Genomic DNA, 26,497 nt, shown 5'->3' on the forward strand with positions numbered 1-26,497 from the left:
GAAACATCATGATAAAAAATTCAATAACGACAAGTATAATTGCTATATCATCTTGCTTATTACTTACAGCATGCAACTCCGAACACCTTCAAGGTCCCCCGCCAGCCCAACAGTCCGCTAGCATTTGGCCTAGTTTAGATACACCGAAACTAAACAAGGAAATTGAAAACCAGATAGATCAGATCTTAAGCCAGCTTACTGTAGAACAAAAAGTAGGCCAGATCATTCAAGGAGACAGTGCTTCTGTGACGCCAGAAGACGTCAAAAAATATAGGCTGGGTTCAGTGTTGAGTGGTGGAAATTCAGCTCCTGGTCCCCTTCCCTACGCTGATGCAAAAAGCTGGCTAGAAGCAGCTGATGCCTATTTTCAAGCCTCAATCGATACAGAGGGAGTTGAAATAGCAATTCCAATCATTTGGGGTATTGACGCTGTCCATGGTCACACAAACCTAGCAGGGAGTATCGCTTTTCCTCATAATATCGGTCTTGGTGCCGCAAATAACCCTGAACTAATCCAAGAAATAGCGCGTGTTACCGCTTTGGAACTGAAGGTATCTGGCCACGACTGGACATTTGCTCCGACTCTAGCTGTCCCACAAAACGACCGCTGGGGCAGAACCTATGAAGGCTTTTCCGAAGAACCGGGGATAGTTTCAGAATATGGACGCAGAATAGCACTTGGTCTTCAAGGCTTTCCTCAATCATCAGATTTCCTATCTACAGGCAAAGTAATCTCTAGCGCCAAACACTTCATAGCCGATGGTGGAACAGAAGACGGAATAGATCAAGGTGACACCAAAGCTTCAGCTCAAGAGCTTCGAGACATCCATGGCGAAGCCTATTTCGGTGCTCTTGAAGCGGGCGTCATGACAGTAATGGCTTCCTATTCCGCTTGGAACGGCGATAGAATGCACGGGCACAAAGAACTACTTACAGACGTATTAAAGAACACACTTAATTTCAAAGGATTTGTTGTTGGCGACTGGAATGGACATGCCTTAATTCCCGGCTGCACGGCTACAGATTGTCCGGAAGCTCTTCTAGCCGGGCTGGATATGTATATGGCCCCCGAAAGCTGGAAAGGTCTGTATGAGTCGACGCTAGCTCACGTTCAATCAGGTAAGATTCCGATGGAACGTCTGGACGATGCTGTGCGTCGGATTTTACGCGTGAAGCTTTCCTACAACATTTTCAATAAACAGCTACCAAGTGAAAGACCATATGCTGGTGACACTTCACTACTAGGCTCCGACCATCATCGCGCACTTGCACGTCAAGCTGTTCGTGAATCTCTTGTTCTTCTTAAAAACAACAACAATGTGCTACCGCTAAAAAAGGACTTAAAAGTGCTTGTTGTCGGCGAAGGAGCCGATAGCATTGCTAAAGCCGCAGGAGGATGGACGCTTTCATGGCAAGGTGGAACCCACACCAATGAGGAGTTCCCCAACAGCCAAACTATTTTGGATGGAATTAAAGAACTCGTTGAAGGTGAAGGCGGAGAAGTTATTTATGATCCCGACGGCACATCTTTGATCGAAGCAGATGCTGTGATTGCTGTGTACGGAGAGGATCCATATGCCGAATTTCAAGGCGACAGAAGTAACGTTGACTTCGTGCCAACCAACTTTTCTCCTGAAAAATTGGGAAACTATAAAAAGACAAACACTCCAATCATATCAGTCTTCCTATCAGGCCGCCCCCTTTGGACAAACCCAGAAATTAATCTGTCTGATGCATTTGTGGCGGCATGGCTACCTGGCACAGAAGGTGGCGGAATAGCAGACGTACTTTTTGCTGAAGATGGCGCTGACTTTAAAGGAAAACTATCTTTCTCTTGGCCTAAATTCGCGACACAAGCAAAACTCAACCGACACGATACGGACTATGATCCACTATTCCCAATAGGCTATGGTTTAAATTACAGTGACAAAGAAAACCTACCTAAATTGGAAGAAGATTCCGGAATAGACTCTTTAGAAACAGCTCCCAAAGGGATTTTCTTTAGTAAAGGAATTGTACATGCTCCATGGTCTTTTCGGATTTCGAAAACACCAATTGAGAACCTCCCATTTGAACGAGATGGTATAAAAATAAAAGCGTCTGACCACAAATCTCAAGAGGACTCTATAAAACTTGAATGGACTGACAGTGAAACAATCTTCAGCATTCAATCTGGATATCCAATAGACTTTTCAAGAGAATCCAACGGAGCCATGGAATTGGCATTTGAGGCCAAACTGAACTCTGGTGAACCGACAATTTTCGTAGGATCTGGATGCCAGGATTCCGAAGCATGTGAGGCAAGCCTACCACTCACACTTTCTAATGATGGATGGCAAAGTTACCGAGTAAGTTTGCGTTGTTTCGCCGACAAGGGCGTTAACATGGAATCCCTCAACACAGCACTTTCAATTCGCGGAACCAATGGCAACATCATAGATCTCTCCAATGTGCGCATTGAATCAGACACAGATGCAAAAGCCGACTGTGGAGATAGCTAACACCTTCGGACGCAAGCTTTCAATATATCTATTTCCCAGCTTCTGTTGGATAGGAGACAATATGTTTAAAAAAATACTGATAGGAACGTGCTCAGCGTTTGTTCTGCTGTCATGCGCATCGAATTTCTCAGCTCCAGAATCTGAGATCACAACTCAAACACAACCCCAGACAACAGAGCTTGAAGCTTTAGTATCTCAGATGACTATCGATGAGAAACTGGCTCAAATTAGTTGTATTTGGATGGACAAATCCAAATTTTTGGAACGAGATGGTAGCTTCAATCCCCAAAAAATGAAAGCTCACTTCCCCCATGGTGCTGGGTGTATAGCTCGCCCACAGGACACTATTGGTATGGAAGGACCATCTGAACGAAAGAGCCTCAATGATTCAACAGTTGTTCGGAAACTTTCTGGCAGATCCCCAGGAGAAACTGTTGAACTCGTGAACATCATCCAAAAGTGGATGATGGAAGAAACACGCTTGGGAATTCCAACACTTTTCCATGAAGAAGGACTACACGGCCTTCAAGGTTTGCATGCAACCTCTTTCCCTCAGTCAATTGGGCTCGCCTCAACCTTTGATACGGAACTCATAGAGCAAGTTTACTCAATCGTTGGTCGAGAAATCAGAGCAAGAGGCGTGCATCATGTATTGTCACCAGTGGTTGATGTTGCATTAGATCCGAGATGGGGCCGCATTGAAGAAACATTCGGTGAAGATCCATTCCTCGTCTCTGAAATGGGAGTCGCTGCAATAAAAGGCTTTCAAGGAACAACACATCAACTACCCAAAGACAAAGTTCTGACGACGCTGAAACATATGACTGGCCACGGCCAACCAGAAGCTGGAATGAATATCGGCCCATCGCAACTCTCAGAACGCGTGTTAAGAGAAGTTTTCTTTCCACCTTTTGAAGCAGCGATAAAAGCAGGTGCTGCTAGCGTTATGGCAAGTTACAATGAAATTGACGGCATACCATCTCATGCCAACCCATGGTTATTAAACGATATTTTACGGGGTGAATGGGGTTTTGATGGCCCAGTGGTCGCAGACTATTTTGCAATCAATGAATTAGAAGGCCGCCACCAAATTGTTGGTTCACTTCCCGAAGCTGGAGCATTGGCATTGCAATCCGGTGTGGATATGGAATTGCCGGATGGAGTTGCATTTTACAGCCTCAAAGAAAAACTTATAGCAGGCGAACTTGACGAAACTATTATTGATCGCGCTGTTTTAAGAGTTCTACAACTAAAGCAGCGAGCTCAGTTGTTCAGCACACCATTTGCCGATGCTAATTACGCTGACCAGATCACAGGAAACTCAGAAGCAAGAGAGCTAGCTTATCAAGCTGCTATCAAAGCACCTGTTCTGCTAAAAAATGAAAACAACACGCTTCCCTTAAACCCAGAAAATTACAAAAAAATAGCTGTTATTGGTCCAAACTCAGATATCGTTGTTTTAGGCGGATATTCAGATGAGCCACGCCAAGTGATTAGCATACTCGATGGCATAAAAGAACGTTGGGGCGATAAGGCAGATATAATCCACAGCAAGGGCGTAGAATTAACAAACAATCGTTCATGGTGGGATGATGAAGTTGTTATTGCAGATCGACAAAAAAACCTCTCTCTTATTGAAGAGGCTGTTCAAACAGCACGGGATGCAGATTTGATTATCCTTGCTATTGGTGGCGACGAAAGTACTTCTAGAGAAGCTTGGTCAGAAACCCACATGGGAGACCGCAACGACATCACTCTCATAGGAGAGCAAACAGAATTAGTTGAAGCGTTGTCAAACCTAAATAAACCAATGGTCGGTGTGATTATTTCTGGCCGTCCCCTTTCTTTAGAAAAAGAACACTTTGATGCGTTGCTATATGGCTGGCTACTCGGCCAAGAAACAGGTTACGCGATCGCTGACCTATTAAGCGGCAAAGCTGTTCCTAGCGGCAAAATGCCTGTGACAGTACCTAGAAGCGTAGGACAAATTCCAGCTTTTTATAACCACAAACCCACCGCAAGAAGAGGTTACGCATTTGGAGATGCATCTCCGCTATACGCTTTCGGGCACGGCTTAAGTTACTCAACATTTGAGTTTAGTGATGTCTCGCTATCACAAGACTCCATCTCCCCAAGCGGAATAACAAAAGCTTCTGTATCAGTAACAAATACAGGTGCCTACACAGCTGATGAAGTTGTCCAACTATATATACGCGACGACATCAGTTCCGTTACCCGCCCCGTGCTGGAGCTTAAGGGCTTTAAACGTATCTCGTTAGACCCTGGTGCCTCTGAAGTGGTCACATTTGAAATTCGTCCTGAACACCTTCAATTTTTCAACAGAGAAATGAAAAGAGTTGTTGAGCCGGGTTCTTTTACAATAATGATTGGAAACAGCTCAACATCACATAAAGACGCAACTCTTTATGTAACTGAGTAAATTCCTTATTCTACTTTTTAGCAATTCACTGCTGGTCCAACTTCAACATTTGGGCCAGCCCCTCCCCCAAAGGGCATTGTCAGATTAAACCGCTCGTTTCCAACTTAGCCAGTGGTCGCTAAACTGGAAACATAAAAATCCTCTATCTACCGATACTTCAAAACCTCATCAGAAATCATCAAACTTGCTGCGATGATGTACATCCGATTTCCACTCTCATTGAGAAATGTGGAAGACCTTCTTCATGAGCGCGGAATTGACATTACGCATGAAACCGTTCGATTCTGGTGGAATAGATTTGGTCCCTATTTCGCTTCAAAAATTAGAAAGAAGCGTGCCGCCCAGATGAAGAAGTTCGAACAATGGCAGTGGCACCTCGATGAAGCTCCTGCCGGAGCCTTTTTCGCTTAGCTTTGATCTACTAGATCAAAGCTTTGGCATACGCTAACCAGCTCCAAAGTCATAAAAATCAACGGAGAACTTCATTAATCTGTGGCGTGTTGTAGATCACGAAGGCGAAGTTCTCGAAGCTTACGTCACCAAACGCCGCAACAAACAGGCAGCATTGAAATTTTTACGTAAAGCCATGAAGCGATATGGCCCGCCCCATTGTATAATTACAGATAAATTGCGCTCTTATAAAGCGGCAATGAATGAAATCGGGAATGCAGATAAACAGCTCACTGGGCGATGGCTAAACAATAGATGCGAGAATTCACATCAACCGTTTTGACGACGAGAAAAGATAATGAATAAGTTCCGACAGTCAAAAAGCTTGCAAAAATTCGTCGCTATCCAATCATCAGTTCACAATCATTTTAATCTGGAGAGGCACTTATACTCAAGGTCAAATTTCAAACGAAATCGCGACATCGTTCTGAACGAATGGCGACAGCTTTTCACTGGCTAAAAAAACGACCGTCCCAGTCACTCAGAGACCGGTTAGCTTTTGTCTGACACCACCGCCATTCAGTCCGGCTGTTTCTGATAATCCCGTTCTCTCTCAAAATATTACCGATTTAACCGTTGAATCGCCCCGAGTTTATCGAAGGCTGTTTTATTTGAGTCATGCTACACGAGCCGACTCGGTTTGTTGCTAAAAAAGTTTTTCATACTCAGCTGGCGATACGTAATTCAGCACGCCATACAAGCGACGGCTATTAAACCACTCAACCCATGTTGCTGTCGCTAATTCAACTTGGTCAAGATTTTTCCAAGGGCCTTCCTTCGTTCAACGGCGCAGCGCGCAACCGCCTCCTTGTTGTTCAGGAGCTGATGCCAGATTTTATGAATGCCGTAGTTACGAAAGCTATCCTCCCAGATTTCATTGATCTTAAGCTCTAGCTCCTCGTCTCGCTTGAGCTTTCGATTCTCAGGATCAAGTGTTTTGATTCTCTCAAGAAAGTTAGCCTCCGATAAACTCAGGGTGATTCATTTCTTTCTTCCCACATGATTGAGCGAACACACCATGAGGACATCTCCCTCATGAGAATAGCGCTTATTCACACAATATTTGACCCCATCGCCTCCCCGCAGACGACGCTACAAGTCAAATTGCTACCTCCCCGACTCAAACAATATTCAAACTCAAAAATTACGTGACCTTTTCGGGTAAGAAACGCGCAAAGTGATAACTTTCCTTGCAACCTCCCGTCACGCAAATCTATTATTTTCATTTTTTTGCATACTCTGCAAAATAAGCAGATAAACCAGAAGTCCTTTGCAATTTCGGAGTAACTTGTGCCAATATTGGACTTTATGTGGCTTTTTCACACCACAAATTAGATTCACTCGCCGGCCACTGGACATAATTTTCATATTATGCAAAAGTTTTGCATGTTTTTGCATTGGGCGCAAAATCGAACATATAAATTGGGAGGAATACATGCCTAAAGGGGTCAACCTAAAGCAGAGAATGCTTATCGGCGCAGCATCAGGGGCGATGCTCATTTTAGGTGCACCAAGTTTCGCACAAGAAGCCGCTGAACCAGTTGAAAAAACTGAAGGCGAGCAAAAAGTCTTGGACGTAATTACGGTCACCGGTATCAAAAGTTCGATTGAAAACTCTCTAGCGACAAAGAGAGAATCCAACTCAATCATTGAAGCAATTTCTGCTGAAGATATTGGACGCCTTCCAGATTTATCAATCGCGGACTCTCTAGCACGTCTTCCTGGTGTAACGGCCCAGCGTGTACGCGGGCGCTCCCAACAAGTTTCTATTCGCGGTTTGGGGCCAGACTTCTCTCTTGCACTTTTAAATGGTCGTGAAGTTGTATCTGCCGGCAACAATCGCGGTGTTGAGTTTGACCAATTCCCATCAGAACTTGTCGCGAAAGGTATCGTATACAAATCACCTGATGCACAATTAGCAGCAACAGGTATCGCCGGTGCGGTTGACCTTCGTACTGTGCGCCCACTGAACTACAACGAACGTAAAATCAACGTATCGGGTAAGTATGTTCTCAATGATAGTGGAGAACTCAACCCAGATTATGAGGACACTGGTTATCGCTTATTTGGATCTTATATTGACCAAAATAAAGATGGAACAATTGGGTGGTCTCTAGCTGCCACACAGCAATCCAACCCGACACACTACACAACCCGCGAACTCAAAACGAATGGCGGCCAAACAAGCATTGATGATGTCACGGGCCTAGTTTACCCTTCAGACAACCCACGCACAGGTGTTGTTTCTCGTGAATTTGAACGCACATCAATCGCTGGTGCTTTACAATTTGAACCTACAGACAACTGGCGCACCTCTATCGATGCTTTCTACACAGACACAGAAGATGCCGGTATCTTCCGTGGCGTAGAAACCCCAATCGCATCTTGGTCGGGAGCGAGCTTTGATAGCGCAACTGGAAGCAACGGGTTTGCAGATTCTGCAACTTATACAGACGTTTCTCCAATCGTTCGTACAGACACAGAAGGCAACACAGCTGAAATTTGGGCTTTGGGCATCAATACACAATATGATGTTTCTGATAACCTAACTCTAACGCTTGATCTTGCCCGCTCAACGCTTGAGCGTAACGATATCGACTATGAATCTTATGCAGGTATCGGAGCTGCCCGCTCAGGCACACTCGACACCCTAAAGTTCAATTTTGACCCGGATGGCGAATACAGTATTGATCACGATGTTGACTATACAGATTCTGCGAACGTTCTCCTAACTGACCCAGGTGGATGGGGCCAAGTTGGCTTCATTAAAGAGCCAAAAATTGAAGATGAGCTAGACCAAATTCGTGTTGAAGCTGAATACTTCCTAAACTCTGGATTTATTTCCTCAGTAAAAGCTGGTGCTTTCTCAACTCAACGCGAGAAGAACTTCGATTCAAACGAAGCATTCTTGCGTGCAACAGACGCGTTTGGAAATGGCCTTGTGCTTCCAAGATCAGCTATTCGCGGCATCACAGACAGCGGCTCAATCGGCCTAGATATTTTAGCATATGACCCAGCAAGCTTAATCGCAGACGGCACATATGTTGTGGAGCCCGCAAACGGCACACGCTGGACGCTTGAAGAAGATCTGATGACATATTTTGCAATGGCCAACATTGATACCCAATTGGGTTCAGTGCCAATGCGCGGAAACTTTGGTTTCCAATATGTCGACACAACTCAGGAATCGACCGGAACTTTGAACTTTGGTGCAAACCAATTTTCTCAAACTGTAGAAGACTCATACAGCAATTTCTTGCCGAGCTTGAACTTAAACTTCGAAGTAACAGAAGACACATTTATACGTTTCGCAGCCGCTCAAACTGTGACGCGTCCACGCCTCGATCAATTGGCGGCAAACCAAAACTTGGATAGCAATCCAATCTCATGTGTAAGCACTGATGGTGATCAACTTCCAGACGTTCTCGTGACGTTTGATCCGCCCGAAACAGTTTGTTTCACACAAAGCGGCGGTAACCCATTCTTGCAACCATACAAATCAACTGCATTTGATCTTGCATTTGAGAAATACTTTGACTCCACAACAGCTCTATCTGTTGCCCTCTTCCACAAAGAATTGTCTGACTGGGTAGTAGACCGCAACACGATGATCGACGGCACCCAATCACTTATCGCTGGTGGGCATGGTGACTTCTTGGCTGCAAACCCTGAAGTATCCCAAGTACGTTTATCTGGTCCTGTAAACTTTGCTGAAGGTTCCATTACAGGTATCGAAGCAACATTCCGCATGAACTTGGACAATATTTTGCCACCTGCACTTGAAGGCTTCGGCTTCAATGCGAGCTATACATATGCAGACAATGGCCTTGAAACAGAAAACGGCGATGAACTTCCAATTCCAGGATATTCTGACACCGTCTGGTCGGGTGATTTCTACTATGAAAACTATGGCTGGCGTGCACGTGTTAGCGCACGTTACCGTTCAGATTTCTTGTCTGAAGTACAAAACTTCGATGGTTCTTTAGCAGGTGCTCAAGCACTTGAAGAAACGATCGTTGATCTACAAGTTGGATATGAATGGGATAGCGGCAAATTGGAAGGATTGGCTTTGAACTTCGAAGTCTTCAACCTCACAGACGAGCCATTCGCTACCTCTAACGATACAGCTTTAGACGGCGTTTCATATGTCAGTCGCCACGAGCAATACGGTACAACTTATAACTTCACCGTATCCAAATCTTTCTAGATTAGGTTTCCTCCCTACCTTATCTTAAACTTAGCCCGCATGGAAACGTGCGGGCTATTTTGTTCCCTATTCCTCTGCTAGAGTATTGCCATGTCTAATACGCAGATTCAGAAGATTGTCATCGTAGGCGGCGGTACTGCTGGTTGGATATCGGCTGCTGCACTCGCTAAGCTCCTCCCTCCATCAATCTCTGTGACTTTAATCGAATCAGACTCAATTGCCACAGTCGGAGTTGGCGAAGCCACCATACCGCAAATACGTCGTCTAAATGGTATGTTGGGGCTGAATGAAAATACGTTCTTAAAAGCCACCAAAGGCACAATAAAACTCGGCATTGAATTTTCTAACTGGGGCAAAATTGGAGAAAGCTACCTTCACACATTTGGCGATGTGGGCCTCAACCTTTCCAACCTCCAATTTCATCACTATTGGAAGCGCGCCCAAGAAGAAGGCAAACAAAGCTCTCTTTGGGATTACTCACTTCACCACAAAGTGGCCTACTCCAATAAGTTTGACCGATTAGAACGCATTGGGAAAACGGGAATGACAGGGCTATCCTATGCCTTTCATTTTGATGCTGGATTATATGCCCGCTTCCTTCGCAATTTTGCAGAAACGTCAGGTGTCACACGCATTGAAGGCTTCGTAAAACAAACAGTACTCAATCCCCACACCGGCTTTATAGACCATGTAAAACTTGAAAACGGTACCCAAATTGAAGGTGATCTTTTTATTGATTGCTCCGGTTTTCGCGGCCTTTTAATAGATAAAGCCTTAGGCGTTAGCTATCAGGACTGGACCCATTGGCTCCCCTGCAATCGCGCTATCGCAGTCCCTTCTCAAAGCACCCGTCCGCTCGTCCCTTACACAAAATCCATTGCGCACACCGCAGGCTGGCAATGGTGCATTCCTCTACAGCACCGCACAGGTAATGGGCATGTCTATAGTGATCAATTCATGCAGGATGAAACCGCCCTTGAAGTTCTATTGTCGAACTTGGACAGTACCCCCATAGCAGAACCCAACCATATCCGCTTCACCACCGGACGACGTGAGAAGTTTTGGCACAAAAACTGTATTTCAATTGGCCTGTCGAGTGGCTTTCTAGAACCCTTGGAATCCACATCAATCCACCTCATCCAATCAAATATTTCCCGCTTAATTGAATTATTGCCTACCAAAAAAATGGAGCCGGCCAACAGCAATGAATACAATCGCCAAGTCTCCAAAGAATATGAATTAATACGTGACTTTATAATCCTGCATTACCATTGCACCCAGCGCGAGGACTCTGATTTTTGGCGCTATTGCAAAAATATGGATATTCCCGACAGTTTAAAACAAAAACTGGAGTTATTCTCTGCAACAGGTCGCATCCATAAAGAACCAGAAGATTTGTTTAGAGAGGCAAGCTGGGTTCAGGTCATGATTGGCCAAGGCCTTATACCCCAATCCTATCACGCAATGGCAGATAGGCTATCAACCGACCAATTAGAGAAATTCTTAGCCGATATTGACGCAATTATTGCGCAGGCTGAAGCTCAACTTCCAAGCCATGAAGACTTCCTAACACGCAATTGTCAGTTAGACTTACAATAATTTTCAACATAAGTGCGATGATCGGGCATCACTTTCAAAGCGCTTTGCATTGCCGCCTGCACTTGAGAAAAACGCTCCGACACCGGAACTTGCATCCGGTATGATGTGAGTGCCGGCGCTCGCTTGGGTTTAATTCCCTGCCCCAAATAGACTGCTATCCAGCTTGGATTGTGAAACAACTCCCTTTCATCTGAAACCAAGATTCCGTTTTCACGAAACTGATCCATTTTATAGGCTAGTCGATCTGGAATCGGCATGTTCGCGCAATATTGCCAAAATGACGTATCATCGCGCTCAGTTGCCTTGTAATGCAAAATCAGAAAATCACGAATGCGTTCGTATTCCGCAGAGGTCAGCGCATTATATTCGTCCGCCAATAAAGGAGACATATCCGCATTGGGAAAAAGCGCGAGCAAACGCATTATCCCATATTGAATGAGGTGCAAACTCGTTGATTCAAGTGGCTCCATAAAACCAGCAGATAGCCCAATCGCGACACAATTTTTGTTCCAAAACTTCTTTCGTCGTCCCGTCACAAATCGAAGATGGCGCGCACCGACCAACGCATCCCCTTCTATTGATTTCATCAATTCGTCTTCAGCTAAATGCGGGTCAAGATGCTGGCTGGAGTAGACATAGCCATTACCCACCCTGTGCTGCAAAGGTATCCTCCACTGCCAACCCGCAGCCTTAGCAGTCGACTTGGTATAGGCTAGCAAAGGCCCTTCAGCAGCATTGCAGGCTGCAGCCACGGCACGATCACACGGTAACCAGCGCGACCAATCCTCGTATCCTGTCTGCAACGCTTTTTCTATAAGAACACCATAAAAGCCAGTACAATCAATGTACAAGTCAGCCTCTATTGTCTCGCCGCTCTGCAATAATACTTTTTCAATATCACCCGTTTCGGCGCGCAATTCAACATTGACAACCTTCCCCTCAAGCCGCTCCACTCCTCGTAGCTCACTATATTTCCGTAAGAAACGCGCATATAAATTCGCATCGAAATGATAAGCATAATCAAAGGTAGATTGTATTTTCCGCTTGTCCTTTTCTGGATGCTGAAATTTACCCGCCTCCGACATTTTCCAAGCCATGGAAAATATGTCGATAGATTGGGAAATATTCCCCCTTATCGCTTCGCGCATCCAGTATTGATAAAATGGGGTTTGATCAAACTCAGCCCCATACTGCCCAAAAGGATGGAAGTAAGACTGATTTTTCCTAGCCCAATCGATAAATTCTATTCCCAGTTTAAACGTCGCATTGGTTTCACGCATGAAACTAGCTTCATCTATACCCAATTGTGCATTGAAATATTTCACCGGTGGAATGGTCGCTTCACCCACACCCACCGTTCCAATCTCTTCGGACTCCACGAGTTTTATCTGACAACTTTTTTGAAGCGCATTAGATAATGCAGCCGCCGCCATCCAACCAGCTGACCCGCCGCCAATAATCGCTATCGTTTTTATCGGAGCTGCATTCATCTTAAAGCCATCTTTCGTTTTAAGCTTTCCAATATGTATTATTTATCTATTTGAATGAAATCATTATTTTGTTCGCAAGCAGAATTGGACGTGCTATTAAATACATCATGACTGATACGCGATTTGAAATCCACCGCTTTGGAAAAGAACAAAACCCCATAGTCGTTATCGACGATTTTTCTTCGTCCCCAGACACTTTATTAAAGACCGCGCATTCATCGCAGTATGGTCCTGGCGGACGACATTATCCTGGCTTACGTGCGCAAACATCTCCCGCTTACCTCCAAGATCAAGACACTCTCCTAAAGCACATTCTAGCTGACGTTTTTGCATTCAATTCTGGAGCACATTTCATCGAGTGCAATTATTCAATCGTAAATACACCGCCTGAAAAACTTACCCCAATTCAGCGTATCCCACACTTTGATGGGACAGATACAAACACGATCGCCCTACTTCACTATCTTTGCCCCGAACAAGACGGCGGCACTGGTTTCTACCGACACAATTCCACAGGATTTGAACACCTATCCGCGGATAGATTGGGGATATATGACGCAAAACTCAAGCAAGATGTTGCAATTCACGGCCTACCCAATCCCGCCTATTTTAACCAATCAGATGCCATTTTCGAATGCATTGGCACGATCCCCGCAAAATTCAATCGTATGGTGATATACAAAGGTATCAATCTTCACTCCGGCCTCATTAAACGCCCAGAAAACATCGGGCAACGCATTGAAAATGCACGCATTACCCTAAATACTTTCATGCAAGCACGGCACTAAAACTATTGCATCTCCACACCAATAAGCACGCGATTTCGCCATGGCTCTAAAGACCATTCCTGCCCATTGGCAACTTCTACGAACTCACCACTAAACGCATCCTTGTAAAGTCCAGGCATAATAGCGTCCTCAATCTCAACCTTTGCGGCCTCAGCTGACATGTTGAAAATGCCAATGACACGTGACGCTTCATTACGTCTTATAAATGCAAATATCTGAGATTTATTGTTATGCCTCAAGCCAACCATACGCGCACCGGATTTTCCGTTGTGCAACGCTGTTTGTTCTGTTTTCAGATCAATTAAACGTTTAAAAAGATTAGCTATTTCATGCGCCTGCCACGCAATTGGATCACGCTCAAAGAATGCAAGCATACGCTCATTAAAAGCTTCCTGACCGTTATAAATAAGCGGTATGCCTTCGCTCAGAAATGATAAAACAATCGCATTTTCATACGCATCACCATACATAATAGGCGCAGCTTCATCCCATGAATTTTGATCATGATTGGATGTATATAACATGCGGTAAGCATCATCAGGCCACAACCCTTGGTTCTCAAAATAATACCATTCAAATGCAGAAGCATCCGCATCGCCATGTGCTATTTTCTGCATGGTTTCTTTCCAGCCCCACGCATAAGTCGCATCAAATGCCTTTGCATGCACATCGCGCTGCTCGTATTCGGCGAGCATAAATACAGGCTTAATCTTATCCAATTCCGTCCGCACTGTTTCCCAAAAATCTAGCGGCACCAACCCAGCCACATCGGCGCGAAAACCATCCACACCGACATCCTCAACCCAATAGCGCATAGAGTCTGTCATGTATTTGCGCAGACCTGCTTGAGAATAGTCCAGATCGATAATATCGGACCAATTCACCCATGGTGTAGGCTCCAGCTCACCGCGCAAATCACGTTCGTACCACTCAGGGTGTTCGGTGACGAGGTGATTGTCCCACGCTGTATGATTCGCCACCCAATCTAAAATCACATGCATATCAAGCGCATGCGCTGCATCCACGAAAGCTTTCAAATCTTCAAGCGTGCCAAATTCAGGATTCACAGCACGATAGTCTTTCACTGCATAGGGAGAACCAAGCTCCCCTTTCCGCTCAACCTCACCAATAGGGTGTATGGGCATCAGCCAAACGATATCAATCCCCATTTGCGCCAATCGCGGCAATTGCGCCTGCGCTGCTTTGAAACTTCCCTCCGGCGTGAATTGACGCGTATTGATCTGATAAATCACCGCGTCCCTTGTCCATTCTGGATGCTCAATCTGCACATAAGGTTTGGGTGTATAATCAGGCGCAGCAACATCCTGCGTCACCTGAAGCTCTTCTTGACCGCTTGTTTGATCTGAACACGCCATTGCGCAGACACTAAACGCCAATATCAACGCAGCCCGTATCATGACGCCACCTCTTCTTGCGAGGTCTTGGTAACAAACATCACTGCGATAGCTGCACAAGCAAATGAGGTCGCAGCAATCGCAAACGCCCATATGGGCTCATTGCTGAAAAATGTCCGGATCAAAAAGCCCAACAATGTCGCCGCTACAAGCTGAGGCACCACAATGAAAATATTGAATACTCCCATATAGATACCCATTTTATTGCTAGGCACGGAACTCGCCAAAATCGCGTATGGTACCGACACAATCGCTGCCCACGCGATCCCGATCCCAATCATTGGCACAACCAGCATAGCCGGCGCTTTAAACAAAATAAGCCCAGCAAAACCTAGCGCACCACATGCCATACATACGGCGTGCAATTTGCGATTATCCATTTTCGTCGCCAACCATATTATACCCAGCGCACCCGCAGCAGCGACTCCATTGCGAACAGCCCCCAGCAAGGCCCACCAGTTACCTGCCTCTTGATATAGCGCGCTCTGCGCATTTGTGGCTCCATAATGAAAATCAGCGATTGCGGGCGTGCCGTAAATCCACATCGCAAATAACCCAAACCACGAAAAGAACTGAACCACAGCAAGTTGGCGCATAGCGAGCGGCATACGGAATAAATCGTTCACCACCTCCACATACCCATTGTGCACTTTGCGTTGCGCCGTCATTGCTCCTGCTACAAGCTGAATGATTCCAAAAACCGCAATCATTCCAGCAAGCACATAGAGGTCTTTTCCAAACTCAACATTCCCAAACCATTCAGGGCGCGCTTCTTGACGGCCAGTAAAGAAAAACACCCCCAGCAAACTACCAAGCACGAGCCAGATTAGACCGCCCTTATAAAAATATTGAGCTTGCTTATTCTCAACAGGCTCAGGCTCGCCCCCGCCTTCTTCACTGCGTTTTGCCTTTTCAAACGCTTCCATCTCTTCGGGTGAATACTCTTTGGTCGTCAAAACAGTCACTAAAACCGCAAGAAAGAGCGCTGCCCCCCCCACATAAAAAGCAATGTGAACCGTAAGCGGTATCTGTCCTTCTGGCGCAGTATTTTCAACACCCCATTGGGTCAACAACCAAGGCAACGCCCCCGCTAGCACAGCCCCAATACCAATGAAAAAGCTCTGCATCGCATACCCCATTGTACGCTGACGACTAGGCAACATATCACCAACAAAAGCGCGCGTTGGCTCCATTGTAATATTTAAAGATGCATCAAGTATCCAAAGCACACCCGCCGCAATCCACAGATTGGGGCTGTTTGGCATCACAAATAATGAGAGGCTCGCAAGTATTGCACCGATCATGAAGTAAGGACGACGGCGACCAAACCTTCCCCATGTCTTGTCTGATAAATGCCCAACAATTGGTTGTATCAACAACCCCGTTAGCGGGGCCGCAATCCACAAGATGGCCAGCGAGTCCATTTCCGCACCGAGGGTTTGGAAAATACGGCTCATATTACCGCTTTGCAGGTCAAATCCGATTTGAATCCCAAGGAATCCAAAACACATGTTCCAGATTTGGCCAAAACTTAAACTAGGCTTCTGCATACTCGCTCCCTCAGCGCTCCGGAATTATTCAATCCGGTTTTGCCCCTTATTTACATTTAATGCTGCGCACTATTTTCCCAAAAGAAAGACCAATGGATCTTCCAGCCTAGCTGCCCAACTTGCTTCGTTATGGTCTGCGCCATCATACATGTGGGATGCATAGTTTTCCGCGCCAAAACCACGCTTGGAAAAATAACCATCCATTCGCTTTTGGTATTCAGGATAATGCGCATCCAAATTCAAGGTACCGTGATCAAACCAAAAGCGATGTCTGGATGCATCTATACCACCAGCATTCAAACTTTTTTGGATCGCTTTGATTGCCTTTTTAGGCTTCACACTTTTTGGATCAACAAGTGGCCAATGCGTAGAAAGTCCCGCTGCTGCACCAAACACATCTGGATATTGAGACACAGCATAAAGCGAGATTAACCCACCCATAGATGCCCCCATCACAAAAGTATTTTCTGCCCCGTCCAACACTCTAAATTCAGCGTCTATTTTAGGTTTCAGGTCTTCAACGATAAAGGAAAGATAGTCATCTGAAAAAGGCGTTTGCGATTCATCTTTCCCTGCCAGCTTCAAATTTTCCAAAAATGCTTCCGGAGCATATTCACGCCAGCGTTCTTGCCCATGCTCAATAGCAACAATAATTGCAGGTCTCACCTTCTCCTCTGCAATTAATCTCGCGAGTGTTTCATCAACCTTCCACTCATCCCCTGTAACCGCACGCCCTGGTTCAATTAAATTCTGCCCGTCATGCATATAAATTACAGGATAACGATCATCAGACGCATCATAGCCAGCAGGCACAAGCACTGTCACATCACGTTCTGGAATATGTGGTGCACCAAGATTCTCTAGCACCACTTTTTTCATTGCAGGGACCGGCTTCAAAGACTCAATTTGAGCCGCCTCAACAGGCACAATACGAATTGCAAAACCGCCACCCGCAGCAAGCTTTAAACCAAGTTTTGTTTGAGACGTGACAATACGTTTCTCAATCGCAATATCATAAGGTGCAGTTTCCCAATTTGCTGAATCGCCATCTCTATAAATTTCAGCGCGATATGTGCGATTGGCATCCAAAAACGCAAAATCAAGCTTTACCTCACGCGCATTTTCGTCACTCACAGCACCGACATACCAATTTTCTGCGCCGCGCTCATGGCGCGCCATCACGACGAAATCACCAACCTCACCCGCTAATGCAATCGACTGCTCCCAATCCGTGGGTACATCTTTTATGAACTGAAACGCGTTTGGAAATTTCTTATAGTTTTCAGGCAAGTCTGCGGCCATTTGAATAGGACTATAAATCGTTACATAGAGCGCCAATTGTTTGGCGAGTGTCGAGGGCACACGATTTTCATCATCTTCACCATTTGGCATGAGGTCAAAAATACCGGGTGTAAAATCAAAAGGCCCAGATAGCATCCGCGTAAAGGGTAATATCGCTTGATGTTCGGGTGGATTAGGCGGTGTGCCCCAAGCATTAAATTCCATCCCCCGCGCACCCTCGCGTGAAATCGCATTTGGGTATGTGCGACGCAATCCCGTATCTTTTACCGGCTCATGTGCATTCACAGCAATACCATGCTCATGCGCCCGTTTTAAAACATGCAAATCATGCACAACGCGCTCTTGGCTGGCGTGCCAAGTGTATCTTGGATGCCCTTCTGCATCTATGAATTTAAGATCGCTGCCATCAGCCACATAACCTGTCTTTACCGCAGGTATGCCATTCGCCTCATAAAGATCGAATGCCGCCTCAAGCTGGTTCTCATAATTGGTGATATTACCAGATGTCTCATGGTGCCCGATTATGTGTACACCTCGCTCTTTAGCATAGGCGCTTAGCTCTGGCAGATTAAAGTCTGGATAGGCTTGGGTGAAACTAAATAAATCACCATTATTAAACCAGTCCCCATCCCATCCAATATTCCATCCTTCAACGAGAACCCCGCTAAAACCATTTTCTGCCGCAAAATCAATATAGGCCTTTGTGTTTTCAGTCGTAGCACCGTGCTGTGGGCCGGACCCCCAAGTATATTTATTGATGTGCATCCCCCACCAAATACCAATATACTTGCCCGGCTTAAAATATGAAACATCACCTAACTTATTCGGCTCATTCAAATTGAGATAAATATCTGATCCATTGATCAATCCAGCAGCATCATCCGCTATCTGAATAACACGCCAAGGTGTATCAAAAGCTCCCTCAACACGTACTTTTACACCATCATGACGCGGCGCAAGGTCTGCTTCCAGCACACCTGCCCTACGTTGATCTAACCACATGCCGGAATAATCAACCAGCGCAGCTTCATGAATAGCGACATGTGTATTTGAGTTAGGAAGTTTCAACGTAAATGGAGTATGCGCACGCTCCATTTCATTTAATGGTGTAGTGCGATAAATATACTCATAGCGATTAAATTCTCCAGCAGGTGTCCACCACGCAAGAGACGCAGGATCAAGACTAAATTCGGTCAACTCATCAACAATTGCCCGCGCGCCAGTATCTGGAACTTCATAGCGAAACCCTACACCGCCATCAAATACGCGTGCTCGTAAATTAAATTGCGGCGTTTGGTCTTTTGCTGAAAGTAGTGTCACCAGTACTTCAGAGTGCTTATCAACGACGAGCCGCTTTTCTCCCCATGGTTGTTCCCATGTTTCATCCGAGATATTTCGTGATACGTCGCCAATTATAAAATCAGTGTCCAAATCTTTACCGGACGCAAACCTCAACCCCAATCGAGACGGGGCCAGAACAACCTCACCGGATTTTGAAACCGAATAGATTAGTTTCCCATCTTGAATTTTAAGCTGAAATTCTATTCTTCCATCAGGTGAGACAAGCGCAACGCCATCACCCTGCTTGCGCTCAGTGACCGTGGCGACATCAGCCGACTGGCTCTGCGCAAACACAAATGGACCAGCGCCTAAGCAGGCAGCTAGCAGAACTATAGCCTTTGACCAGCTTGTCATATTCATTTTCTCTCCCCGATGTGTATATTTTTGCAACAAACCTACACATTTTGCTATTTTTTGCAATACACACGCAAAACATTTAGATACATAAAAATGGCTTATTACACGTTATTACGTGGGAAAATCGGCTGTATTCGGCGTTTCGCTAATGATTGAGCCATTTTCATTCTAGACAAAATAGAAATTATTTGCATAAATTTGCAAAACAAATATGCCAACAAACAAACTAGGAGGAAAACAATGAAGCCCCCCCCAACGGAACAAAAGCTCCCCAAAAGCTTACGTCGCCTTTCCACACTCTTAGCGGCTTCTGTTTTTCCTCTTTTAATACAATGCAGTACAGCCGAACCAATTCAGAATAATTATAGCGTCGCCTATTCTGATCGCTCACCCGCTGACGAAATCATCTATTTCGTCCTCCCTGATAGATTCGCAAATGCCGATCCCCAAAACGATACCGGCAACATTTCTGGCGATAAACTAACCCACGGGTTTGATCCAAGTCACAAAGGATTTTATCACGGCGGAGACCTGAAGGGCCTCACACAAGAACTTGATTATATTCAAGATTTGGGCGCCACAGCGATATGGCTCACCCCCATTTTCAAAAACAAAGCCGTACAAGGTCCGCCTGGCCTAGAATCTTCTGGGTATCACGGTTATTGGATCACCGATTTCACCGATATTGACCCTCATTTGGGAACCCGAGAAGACTTCAAGGAATTTGTAGATGCAGCCCACGCACGCAACATGAAAGTCTATATGGACATTATCACCAACCACACCGCCGATGTAATAAAATATGAGGAGTGTCATGGGGTTAACGCCCCTCAAAAGCTGAAAGAAATAGGTGAATGCCCCTATTTACCTTTAGCTGAATATCCTTACACGACCAAAGGTCACTTCACTGGTGAAGCCACTAATACCGGTTTCTTGGGAGATGATCCCATTCACCAAACGGAAGAGAATTTTGAGAAACTAACTGATCCTAATTTCGCATATAACATCTTCACCCCAGAAGAAGAGAAAAATGCTAAAACACCCGCATGGTTGAACAACCCCATATATTACCATAATCGCGGACATACCACGTTTAAAGGTGAAGACGCTATGTACGGTGATTTTGCCGGGCTTGATGACCTAATGACGGAGCATCCCTTTGTTGTGCAAGGATTTATCGACATATACGCTCAATGGATCCGAGATTTTCATGTCGATGGATTTCGCATTGATACGACAAAACATGTAAATCCAGAGTTTTGGCAGCAACTCATCCCCGCGCTTGAAAAAACGGCCGTAGAAGAAGGCATTGAAAATTTTCATATATTTGGTGAAGTTTACGAATTTGATGCTGGACAACTTGCTGTATTCACAAAACGCGACAAAATCCCTTCTGTGCTAGATTTTGCTTTCCAAGGCGTTGTGACCGACTTCGTTCTTAAAGGGGCTCCCGGCGAAGAGCTCAAGCGATTATTTAATGCTGACCACCTATATGGCGAGCAAGCACGCAATGGACAGCATCTTCCAACCTTCCTAGGGAACCACGATATGGGTCGTTTTTCCGGCATGATGCAAGATGAAATGCCAGATATTTCACAAGAGGAAAAACTAGCCCGATTAAAACTTGCGCACGCCTTATTAATGCTCAATCGCGGCGTGCCAACTATATATTATGGGGATGAACAAGGTTTCGTTTCCGATGAAGGAGATCAAGGCGCTCGTGAAGATATGTTCCCGAGTAAAGTAGAATCTTACAATGATAACATCCTTGTCGGCTCAGATGCACGCACCTCTGCTAGCAATTTTGATAATTCTCACCCTCTATATTCCGCAATTTCCCAAATGGCGGCCATTCGTACGCAACACTCCGCACTAAGAACAGGCACTCAAATCGTTCGCCTTGCCGATACAGAAGAGAGTATATTTGTTTTATCTCGATTTTCTCCGAACGACGGCCGAGAATACGTAATTGCCTTTAACGCAGAAAACACACCGCGTACCCTCACCTTTCCTGTCGATGGGCGCTCCAACCAATGGGAAGCTCTCATCGGAACCTGCCCTCAATCAAGCCCTGCAACAGGCGTTCTTTCTCTCACCATACCAAGCTTGGGATATGCTGTATGTAAAGTTGCCGATGGAGTACAGTAGATGAATGCCTCAACCACACTCGCTAAGCCAAGCGCACCCCCTCACACGAATTCACAGTCGATATGGTGGAAAGGCGCGGTCATATACCAGATATACCCGCGCAGTTTTCTCGATACAAATGATGACGGCGTTGGAGATTTAGCGGGCATACTTAGCGGATTGGAATATGTCGCATCACTTGGAGTTGATGGCATATGGATTTCTCCATTTTTCACATCTCCGATGAAGGATTTTGGCTATGATATTGCCAATTATTGCGACGTAGACCCCATTTTTGGAACGCTGGCCGACTTTGATGCAATCGTAGAACGCGCTCACGAGCTTGGCCTAAAAGTCATTATTGACCAAGTATACTCTCACACTTCAGACCAACACGCTTGGTTTGCGACGAGCCGGCAGGACCGAACAAATGAGAAATCCGACTGGTATGTTTGGGCTGACGCTAAACCAGATGGCAGCCCCCCATCAAACTGGCAGTCTGTATTTGGTGGCCCTGCCTGGGAATGGGATGCGCGCCGGAAGCAATTTTATCTTCATAATTTCCTGACCGAACAACCTCAGCTAAACGTCAACAATCCAGGAGTACAGGCTGCTCTGCTTGAAACCACTCGCTTTTGGCTGGAACGCAATGTTGATGGCTTTCGGTTGGATGCCATCAATTTCTCAATGCATGACACTCAATTGCGGGATAACCCACCCTCGAACAAACCAATAGAAGCGATAACGCGTTCTTTTGATATGCAATTACATACGTACAATCAGTCCCAACCTGAAATACCTGCATTTCTTCAAAAAGTGCGCGCACTTTTAGATTCTTATGGTGCAAAATTCACCGTTGCAGAAGTTGGAGGTGATGACCCCATTCACGAAATGAAAGCTTTTACGCATGGCGAAAAGCACCTTAACTCTGCTTATAATTTCGATTTTCTGTACGCTGAAAAGCTCACAACAGAAGGGATTATGAAATCCGTAAATATGTGGGATGGAAACTCTGAGGAAGGTTGGCCCAGCTGGGCTTTCTCAAATCATGATGCTCCACGCGCTGTCTCTCGTTGGATCCCTCGTGAAGAGCATCCCCAAGCATCCCACACTTTAATGATGCTACTCCTGTCATTGCGAGGCAATCCAATTATCTATCAAGGTGAAGAGTTGGGCCTCCCACAAGCCCATGTTCCTTTTGATAAACTTGTCGACCCAGAAGCAATAGCAAACTGGCCGCACACACTAGGACGAGATGGCGCGCGCACACCGCTTCCTTGGCATCATGACAAGCCTCATGCCGGCTTTTCAAGCAAAGAACCTTGGCTGCCAGTAGACGATAGTCACTTCCCTTTAAGTATAAATCAACAGAATCAAGACAACTCATCTTGTCTCAACGCCGTTAAGAAGCTTGTAAAATTAAGGAAAACTATCCCAGCCCTAAGCATTGGGGATCAGACTTTTATTCCACAAAGTGACGGGATATTGGTTTTTATACGTAAATCTGGACAAGAACGGATACTATGTGGATATAATTTGACGGATGAGCACGTCTTTATTGATATCCAAGAAAATTTGGAGTTAATAGCCACTGAAGCTGGTCCAACATCTCCGAATAGTCCGTTTACAAACAAACTGGCACCTTGGAGTGGTTTTTGGGCGAGGCTGATCACGCAAACAGAATGAGGAATTCTACTATATGGGTGATACACCTTCTGCACGCCGCAAAGCCACACGTCTAGAAGATCTTGCGCGCTCGTCAGGTGTCTCTGTCTCAACAGTTTCCAGAGCGCTAAATGATAGCCCAGCAATCAATCGGCGCACGAAAGAACATATATGGCAGCTCGCACGCCAAATGGACTATCCTTTCCGACAGTCCATGCCATCCGGACCGATTGGGGCTGATGCAACAATCGCTGTTGTCGTGCCACAACCTCAATCAAGAGATTCGCACCGCTCCGATCCTTTCCTAATACAGTTATTGGACGGTGTGTATTCAGCCGCGCGCGACAGAGATTGTGATGTTCTTGTCAGCCATATCTCGCCGAGAACCTATGACGACTTAGCTTTTGCCATGAAAACAAGCCGCGCAGACGGCATTATATTCATTGGTCAAAGCGCACTTCGCTCTGATTTCAATGCGCTTAGCCAAGAAGATAAGAGGTTTGTTGTATGGGGAGCAGAATTTTCTGACCAAGAATATTGCTGTGTAGGAAGTGACAATCCGGAAGGCGGACGGCGCGCTACCGCCCACCTCATCAGACTGAATAGACAACGCATAGTTTTTCTAGGGGATACACAAGCACCGGAGGCAGCCCAACGCCATCGTGGATATATGGACGCACACGCTCAATCAGGCTTATCTATAGATGATAGGTTGATTGTCCCCGCTCATTTCGAATTAGAATCAGCGGAAGCTGCGATGGAAAGTCTAATTACATCTGGTGTGAAGTTTGACGCTGTAATTGCAGCAAGCGACGTACTTGCATTAGGGGCGATCAGGGCTATTGGAAAATCAGGACTAAAAATTCCGGACGATATATCCGTTATAGGCTATGATGATATCCCATTTGCAAAATTATCCTATCCCGCCCTGACAACCGTTTCTCAAGACACTCGCAAGGGTGGACGATTATTGGTATCCAAACTACTTGATGGTCGCGGCCACGCCAGCCGCTCGGAACGACTGCCAACAAACTTGATAGTTCGAGAAACATGCGGCGGCTAAGCGAAGTAAGCTTGTCTACCAACTTTGTTTAGCCGGTACTTTTCTTTTTTGAGTATCTTTATATTAGTGGTTTAACTCACCAGATTCTCTATAGCCTCAATAAGGCGTTTGTTTTTAGCAGTGTCCAAAGCATCCGGATGAGGTTGAGCAAACGACTTTCAATCATTGTCGCAATAACGCCCTGAGGCATTGTCAGTTTAATCCGTTCATTTCCAACTTAGCCAGCTTTCGCTAAGTTGGAAACATGAAAACCTCCATCTTCCGATATTTCAAAACCTCACCAGAAGTCATCAAACTTGCAGTGATGATGTATATCCGTTTTCCACTCTCGTTGAAAAATGTGGAAGACCTTCTTCATGAAAGAGGAATTGATATTACTCATGAAAAAGCTCAATTCTGGTGGAATAGGTTTGGACTTTAATTCGCTTCTCAAATTTCAAACGAAATCGCGACATCGCACTGAGCGAATGGTGGCAATTTTTTGCAAGCTAAAAAACGACCGCCCCTGCCACTCAGAGACCGGTTAGCTTTTGTCTGACACCACCCAAAAACAAGCAGACCAATCACATTTCACTCGGTGCAACAGTTACCTCTAGGCCGTCAAATTTGTCTGATAATACGATCTGGCAACATAGTCGGCTATTGGGCTTTGCATGCACAAGGTCTCCCACAAGAGCCTCTTCCATTTCATCCGGAGCAGATAGTTTATCAACCCACTCATCTGCAACGTACACGTGACAACTAGCGCATGACACTGCGCCGCCGCATACGCCTTCAACATCCAAATCCCTGTCTCGCAATACTTCCATGAGAGACAGACCTGAATCCGCCGACAGTTCAGACCTAGTACCGTCTCTTGTCGTCGCCACTATACGAATCATGATATTAACCTTCAACTTGAAAAATTGAGAAAAGGAATCTACTCAAGATACTCCCCTCTCAAATTGCTAACTATTTTAAAAACTTGATTGGGCAAGTTTCTAATCCGTAGTTCAGCAAACCTCCACTTTGGCGAACGCGCTCGCCGTTAGACTCTACGCCTCTATAACGATCCAGAATTCCATTGATCATTTGGGCTGCTTCATTCCGAGCAATTCCAGACCCCATGCAGTGATGTATTCCATGCCCAAAAGTTGCATGCTTACCAATATTAGGTCGCCCCATAATGAACTCATTGGGGTTTTCAAAAACGGCTGGATCACGGTTGGCCGAAGCATGAAAAATCGCAACCCAATCTCCCGCCTTTATGGATGCCCCCCCCACCTCTACATCCTTTACACAAACACGATGTAACCGCTGAACGGGTCCGTCTCTGCGCAAGCTTTCATCGATAAAAGCCCGCACTTGAGTTCGGTCGTCTTGAAGTAATTTAAAGAGTTTCGGATTGTCGACTAAAACATCTATAAGGTTTCCCAATAAATATCCTGTTGTCTCGGCCCCTGCGACAACCAATGTGAGGCAGAAACGAACAACCTCTTCTTTGGTCAGCTTATTGCCATCAGACTCTGCTTTGATAAAGGCTGACATCAAATCATCAGGTACATCTTTTCCAGACTCAATATCAGAATATCTTTCTTCTACTTTTTGCGAGTAATACTGCCATAAATCGATATTACATTGATTACGCTCTTCGAGCGTAAACTCTGAAGTCACCATGAAAGCATTAGCCCAGCGACGCAGCAATTTATAATCACTTTCAGGCGTACCGATAAGTTTAGTCATAACGAGAGCAGGAAGATTCGGTGCTAAGTCCTGCATGAAGTCTAATTCTTCTTCACCATACTCTTCTAATTGCCCCGCAACAGTTTTTTCCATCCACGGTGCCACATCAGTCATGACCCGCTTTGGCGCAAAGGCAATTTGAGCAATTTTGCGAAGTTCAGCATGACGCGGGTCATCATGGTTCACCAGCATCAATGTTGGCGCATCTGACTCTTCCTGCATAACATCACGTGAGGAGAAAACGTCTGCTCTACGGCACACTTCAACAACGTCAGCATGCTTTAAAAAGACCCAAGCAGGGAAAGGTTTGTCCTGACCTGGTATAGTTCCCGGAGGGAAGTCTTCTAAGCCAAATTGAACTGGCTTATCTCTCAAATGATCATAATAAGGGTAAGGATTTGCAATCACTTCTGGAGAGTACAAGTCCTTCACTTTAAAATCTGGATCAATGTTTACTTCAGCTATATTAGACATATTTGC

15 protein-coding genes and 3 pseudogenes are annotated in these 26,497 nt (G+C 45.5%); 10 read left to right on the top strand and 8 right to left on the bottom strand.

Annotation, left to right across the window (positions count from 1 at the left end):
- Nucleotides 1-8: 8 nt before the first annotated feature.
- From HBAL_RS12380 to HBAL_RS17050, 3 genes and pseudogenes are all read left to right on the top strand, one after another.
- Nucleotides 9-2,501, top strand: coding sequence for a glycoside hydrolase family 3 protein (locus tag HBAL_RS12380; RefSeq protein WP_015828286.1), 2,493 nt, complete (start codon nt 9-11; stop codon nt 2,499-2,501).
- Nucleotides 2,502-2,562: 61 nt separating this feature from the next.
- Nucleotides 2,563-4,941 carry a glycoside hydrolase family 3 N-terminal domain-containing protein gene (locus HBAL_RS12385; protein WP_015828287.1) on the top strand — a complete coding sequence of 793 codons (2,379 nt, stop codon included), beginning with the start codon at nt 2,563-2,565 and terminating at the stop codon, nt 4,939-4,941.
- A gap of 192 nt (nt 4,942-5,133) precedes the next feature.
- Nucleotides 5,134-5,851, top strand: a pseudogene (locus HBAL_RS17050) (IS6 family transposase).
- Between the two features lie 186 nt (nt 5,852-6,037).
- Here HBAL_RS17050 and HBAL_RS16625 read toward each other — a convergent pair.
- Nucleotides 6,038-6,148, bottom strand: a pseudogene (locus HBAL_RS16625) (IS3 family transposase); the annotation flags it as partial.
- Nucleotides 6,130-6,372, bottom strand: a complete 243-nt coding sequence (locus HBAL_RS17055; RefSeq protein ID WP_149037520.1) for an IS3 family transposase — start codon at nt 6,370-6,372, stop codon at nt 6,130-6,132. The pseudogene HBAL_RS16625 and the gene HBAL_RS17055, both read right to left, overlap by 19 nt.
- A gap of 454 nt (nt 6,373-6,826) precedes the next feature.
- On the opposite strand from HBAL_RS17055, the gene HBAL_RS12400 reads away from it, so the two are divergent.
- Both HBAL_RS12400 and HBAL_RS12405 read left to right on the top strand, forming a co-directional pair.
- Entirely contained in the window at nt 6,827-9,598 is a 2,772-nt protein-coding gene (locus tag HBAL_RS12400; protein ID WP_015828288.1) for a TonB-dependent receptor, read from the top strand.
- 90 nt (nt 9,599-9,688) lie between these two features.
- Nucleotides 9,689-11,197: a tryptophan halogenase family protein gene (locus tag HBAL_RS12405; RefSeq protein ID WP_015828289.1), complete on the top strand. Its 1,509-nt coding sequence runs from the start codon at nt 9,689-9,691 to the stop codon at nt 11,195-11,197.
- Here HBAL_RS12405 and HBAL_RS12410 read toward each other — a convergent pair.
- Nucleotides 11,179-12,687: a tryptophan halogenase family protein gene (locus tag HBAL_RS12410; protein ID WP_015828290.1), complete on the bottom strand. Its 1,509-nt coding sequence runs from the start codon at nt 12,685-12,687 to the stop codon at nt 11,179-11,181. The genes HBAL_RS12405 and HBAL_RS12410 overlap by 19 nt on opposite strands.
- A 107-nt stretch (nt 12,688-12,794) precedes the next feature.
- Between HBAL_RS12410 and HBAL_RS12415 the strand changes: the two genes are divergently transcribed.
- Nucleotides 12,795-13,475, top strand: coding sequence for a DUF6445 family protein (locus tag HBAL_RS12415; RefSeq protein ID WP_015828291.1), 681 nt, complete (start codon nt 12,795-12,797; stop codon nt 13,473-13,475).
- Nucleotides 13,476-13,477: 2 nt separating this feature from the next.
- Here the strand turns inward: HBAL_RS12415 and HBAL_RS12420 are convergent, their stop codons facing one another.
- From HBAL_RS12420 to HBAL_RS12430, 3 genes are all read right to left on the bottom strand, one after another.
- On the bottom strand, nt 13,478-14,893 hold the full coding sequence (locus HBAL_RS12420) for an alpha-amylase family glycosyl hydrolase (RefSeq protein ID WP_015828292.1): 1,416 nt from the start codon (nt 14,891-14,893) through the stop codon (nt 13,478-13,480).
- Nucleotides 14,890-16,440, bottom strand: a complete 1,551-nt coding sequence (locus HBAL_RS12425) for an MFS transporter (RefSeq protein ID WP_015828293.1) — start codon at nt 16,438-16,440, stop codon at nt 14,890-14,892. The genes HBAL_RS12420 and HBAL_RS12425 overlap by 4 nt, the downstream gene beginning before the upstream one ends.
- A 69-nt stretch (nt 16,441-16,509) precedes the next feature.
- Nucleotides 16,510-19,443 (bottom strand): glycoside hydrolase family 97 catalytic domain-containing protein, encoded by a 2,934-nt coding sequence (locus tag HBAL_RS12430; RefSeq protein WP_015828294.1) that lies wholly within the window; start codon nt 19,441-19,443, stop codon nt 16,510-16,512.
- Nucleotides 19,444-19,680: 237 nt separating this feature from the next.
- On the opposite strand from HBAL_RS12430, the gene HBAL_RS12435 reads away from it, so the two are divergent.
- From HBAL_RS12435 to HBAL_RS16725, 4 genes and pseudogenes are all read left to right on the top strand, one after another.
- Nucleotides 19,681-21,588, top strand: coding sequence for an alpha-amylase family glycosyl hydrolase (locus tag HBAL_RS12435; protein ID WP_015828295.1), 1,908 nt, complete (start codon nt 19,681-19,683; stop codon nt 21,586-21,588).
- Nucleotides 21,589-23,253, top strand: coding sequence for an alpha-glucosidase (locus tag HBAL_RS12440; protein ID WP_015828296.1), 1,665 nt, complete (start codon nt 21,589-21,591; stop codon nt 23,251-23,253).
- A gap of 13 nt (nt 23,254-23,266) precedes the next feature.
- A complete protein-coding gene (locus HBAL_RS12445; protein ID WP_015828297.1) occupies nt 23,267-24,295 on the top strand; it encodes a substrate-binding domain-containing protein in 1,029 nt (342 codons plus the stop codon).
- Between the two features lie 244 nt (nt 24,296-24,539).
- Nucleotides 24,540-24,710, top strand: a pseudogene (locus tag HBAL_RS16725) (IS6 family transposase); the annotation flags it as partial.
- 148 nt (nt 24,711-24,858) lie between these two features.
- Here HBAL_RS16725 and HBAL_RS12455 read toward each other — a convergent pair.
- The gene (locus HBAL_RS12455) at nt 24,859-25,176 is read right to left on the bottom strand and encodes a 2Fe-2S iron-sulfur cluster-binding protein (RefSeq protein WP_015828298.1); all 318 of its coding nucleotides are present in this window, start codon (nt 25,174-25,176) and stop codon (nt 24,859-24,861) included.
- A 70-nt stretch (nt 25,177-25,246) separates the two neighbouring features.
- Nucleotides 25,247-26,491 carry a cytochrome P450 gene (locus tag HBAL_RS12460; RefSeq protein WP_015828299.1) on the bottom strand — a complete coding sequence of 415 codons (1,245 nt, stop codon included), beginning with the start codon at nt 26,489-26,491 and terminating at the stop codon, nt 25,247-25,249.
- Nucleotides 26,492-26,497 lie beyond the last annotated feature (6 nt).

This window comes from Hirschia baltica ATCC 49814 (assembly GCF_000023785.1).
Classification (GTDB): Bacteria; Pseudomonadota; Alphaproteobacteria; order Caulobacterales; family Hyphomonadaceae; genus Hirschia; species Hirschia baltica.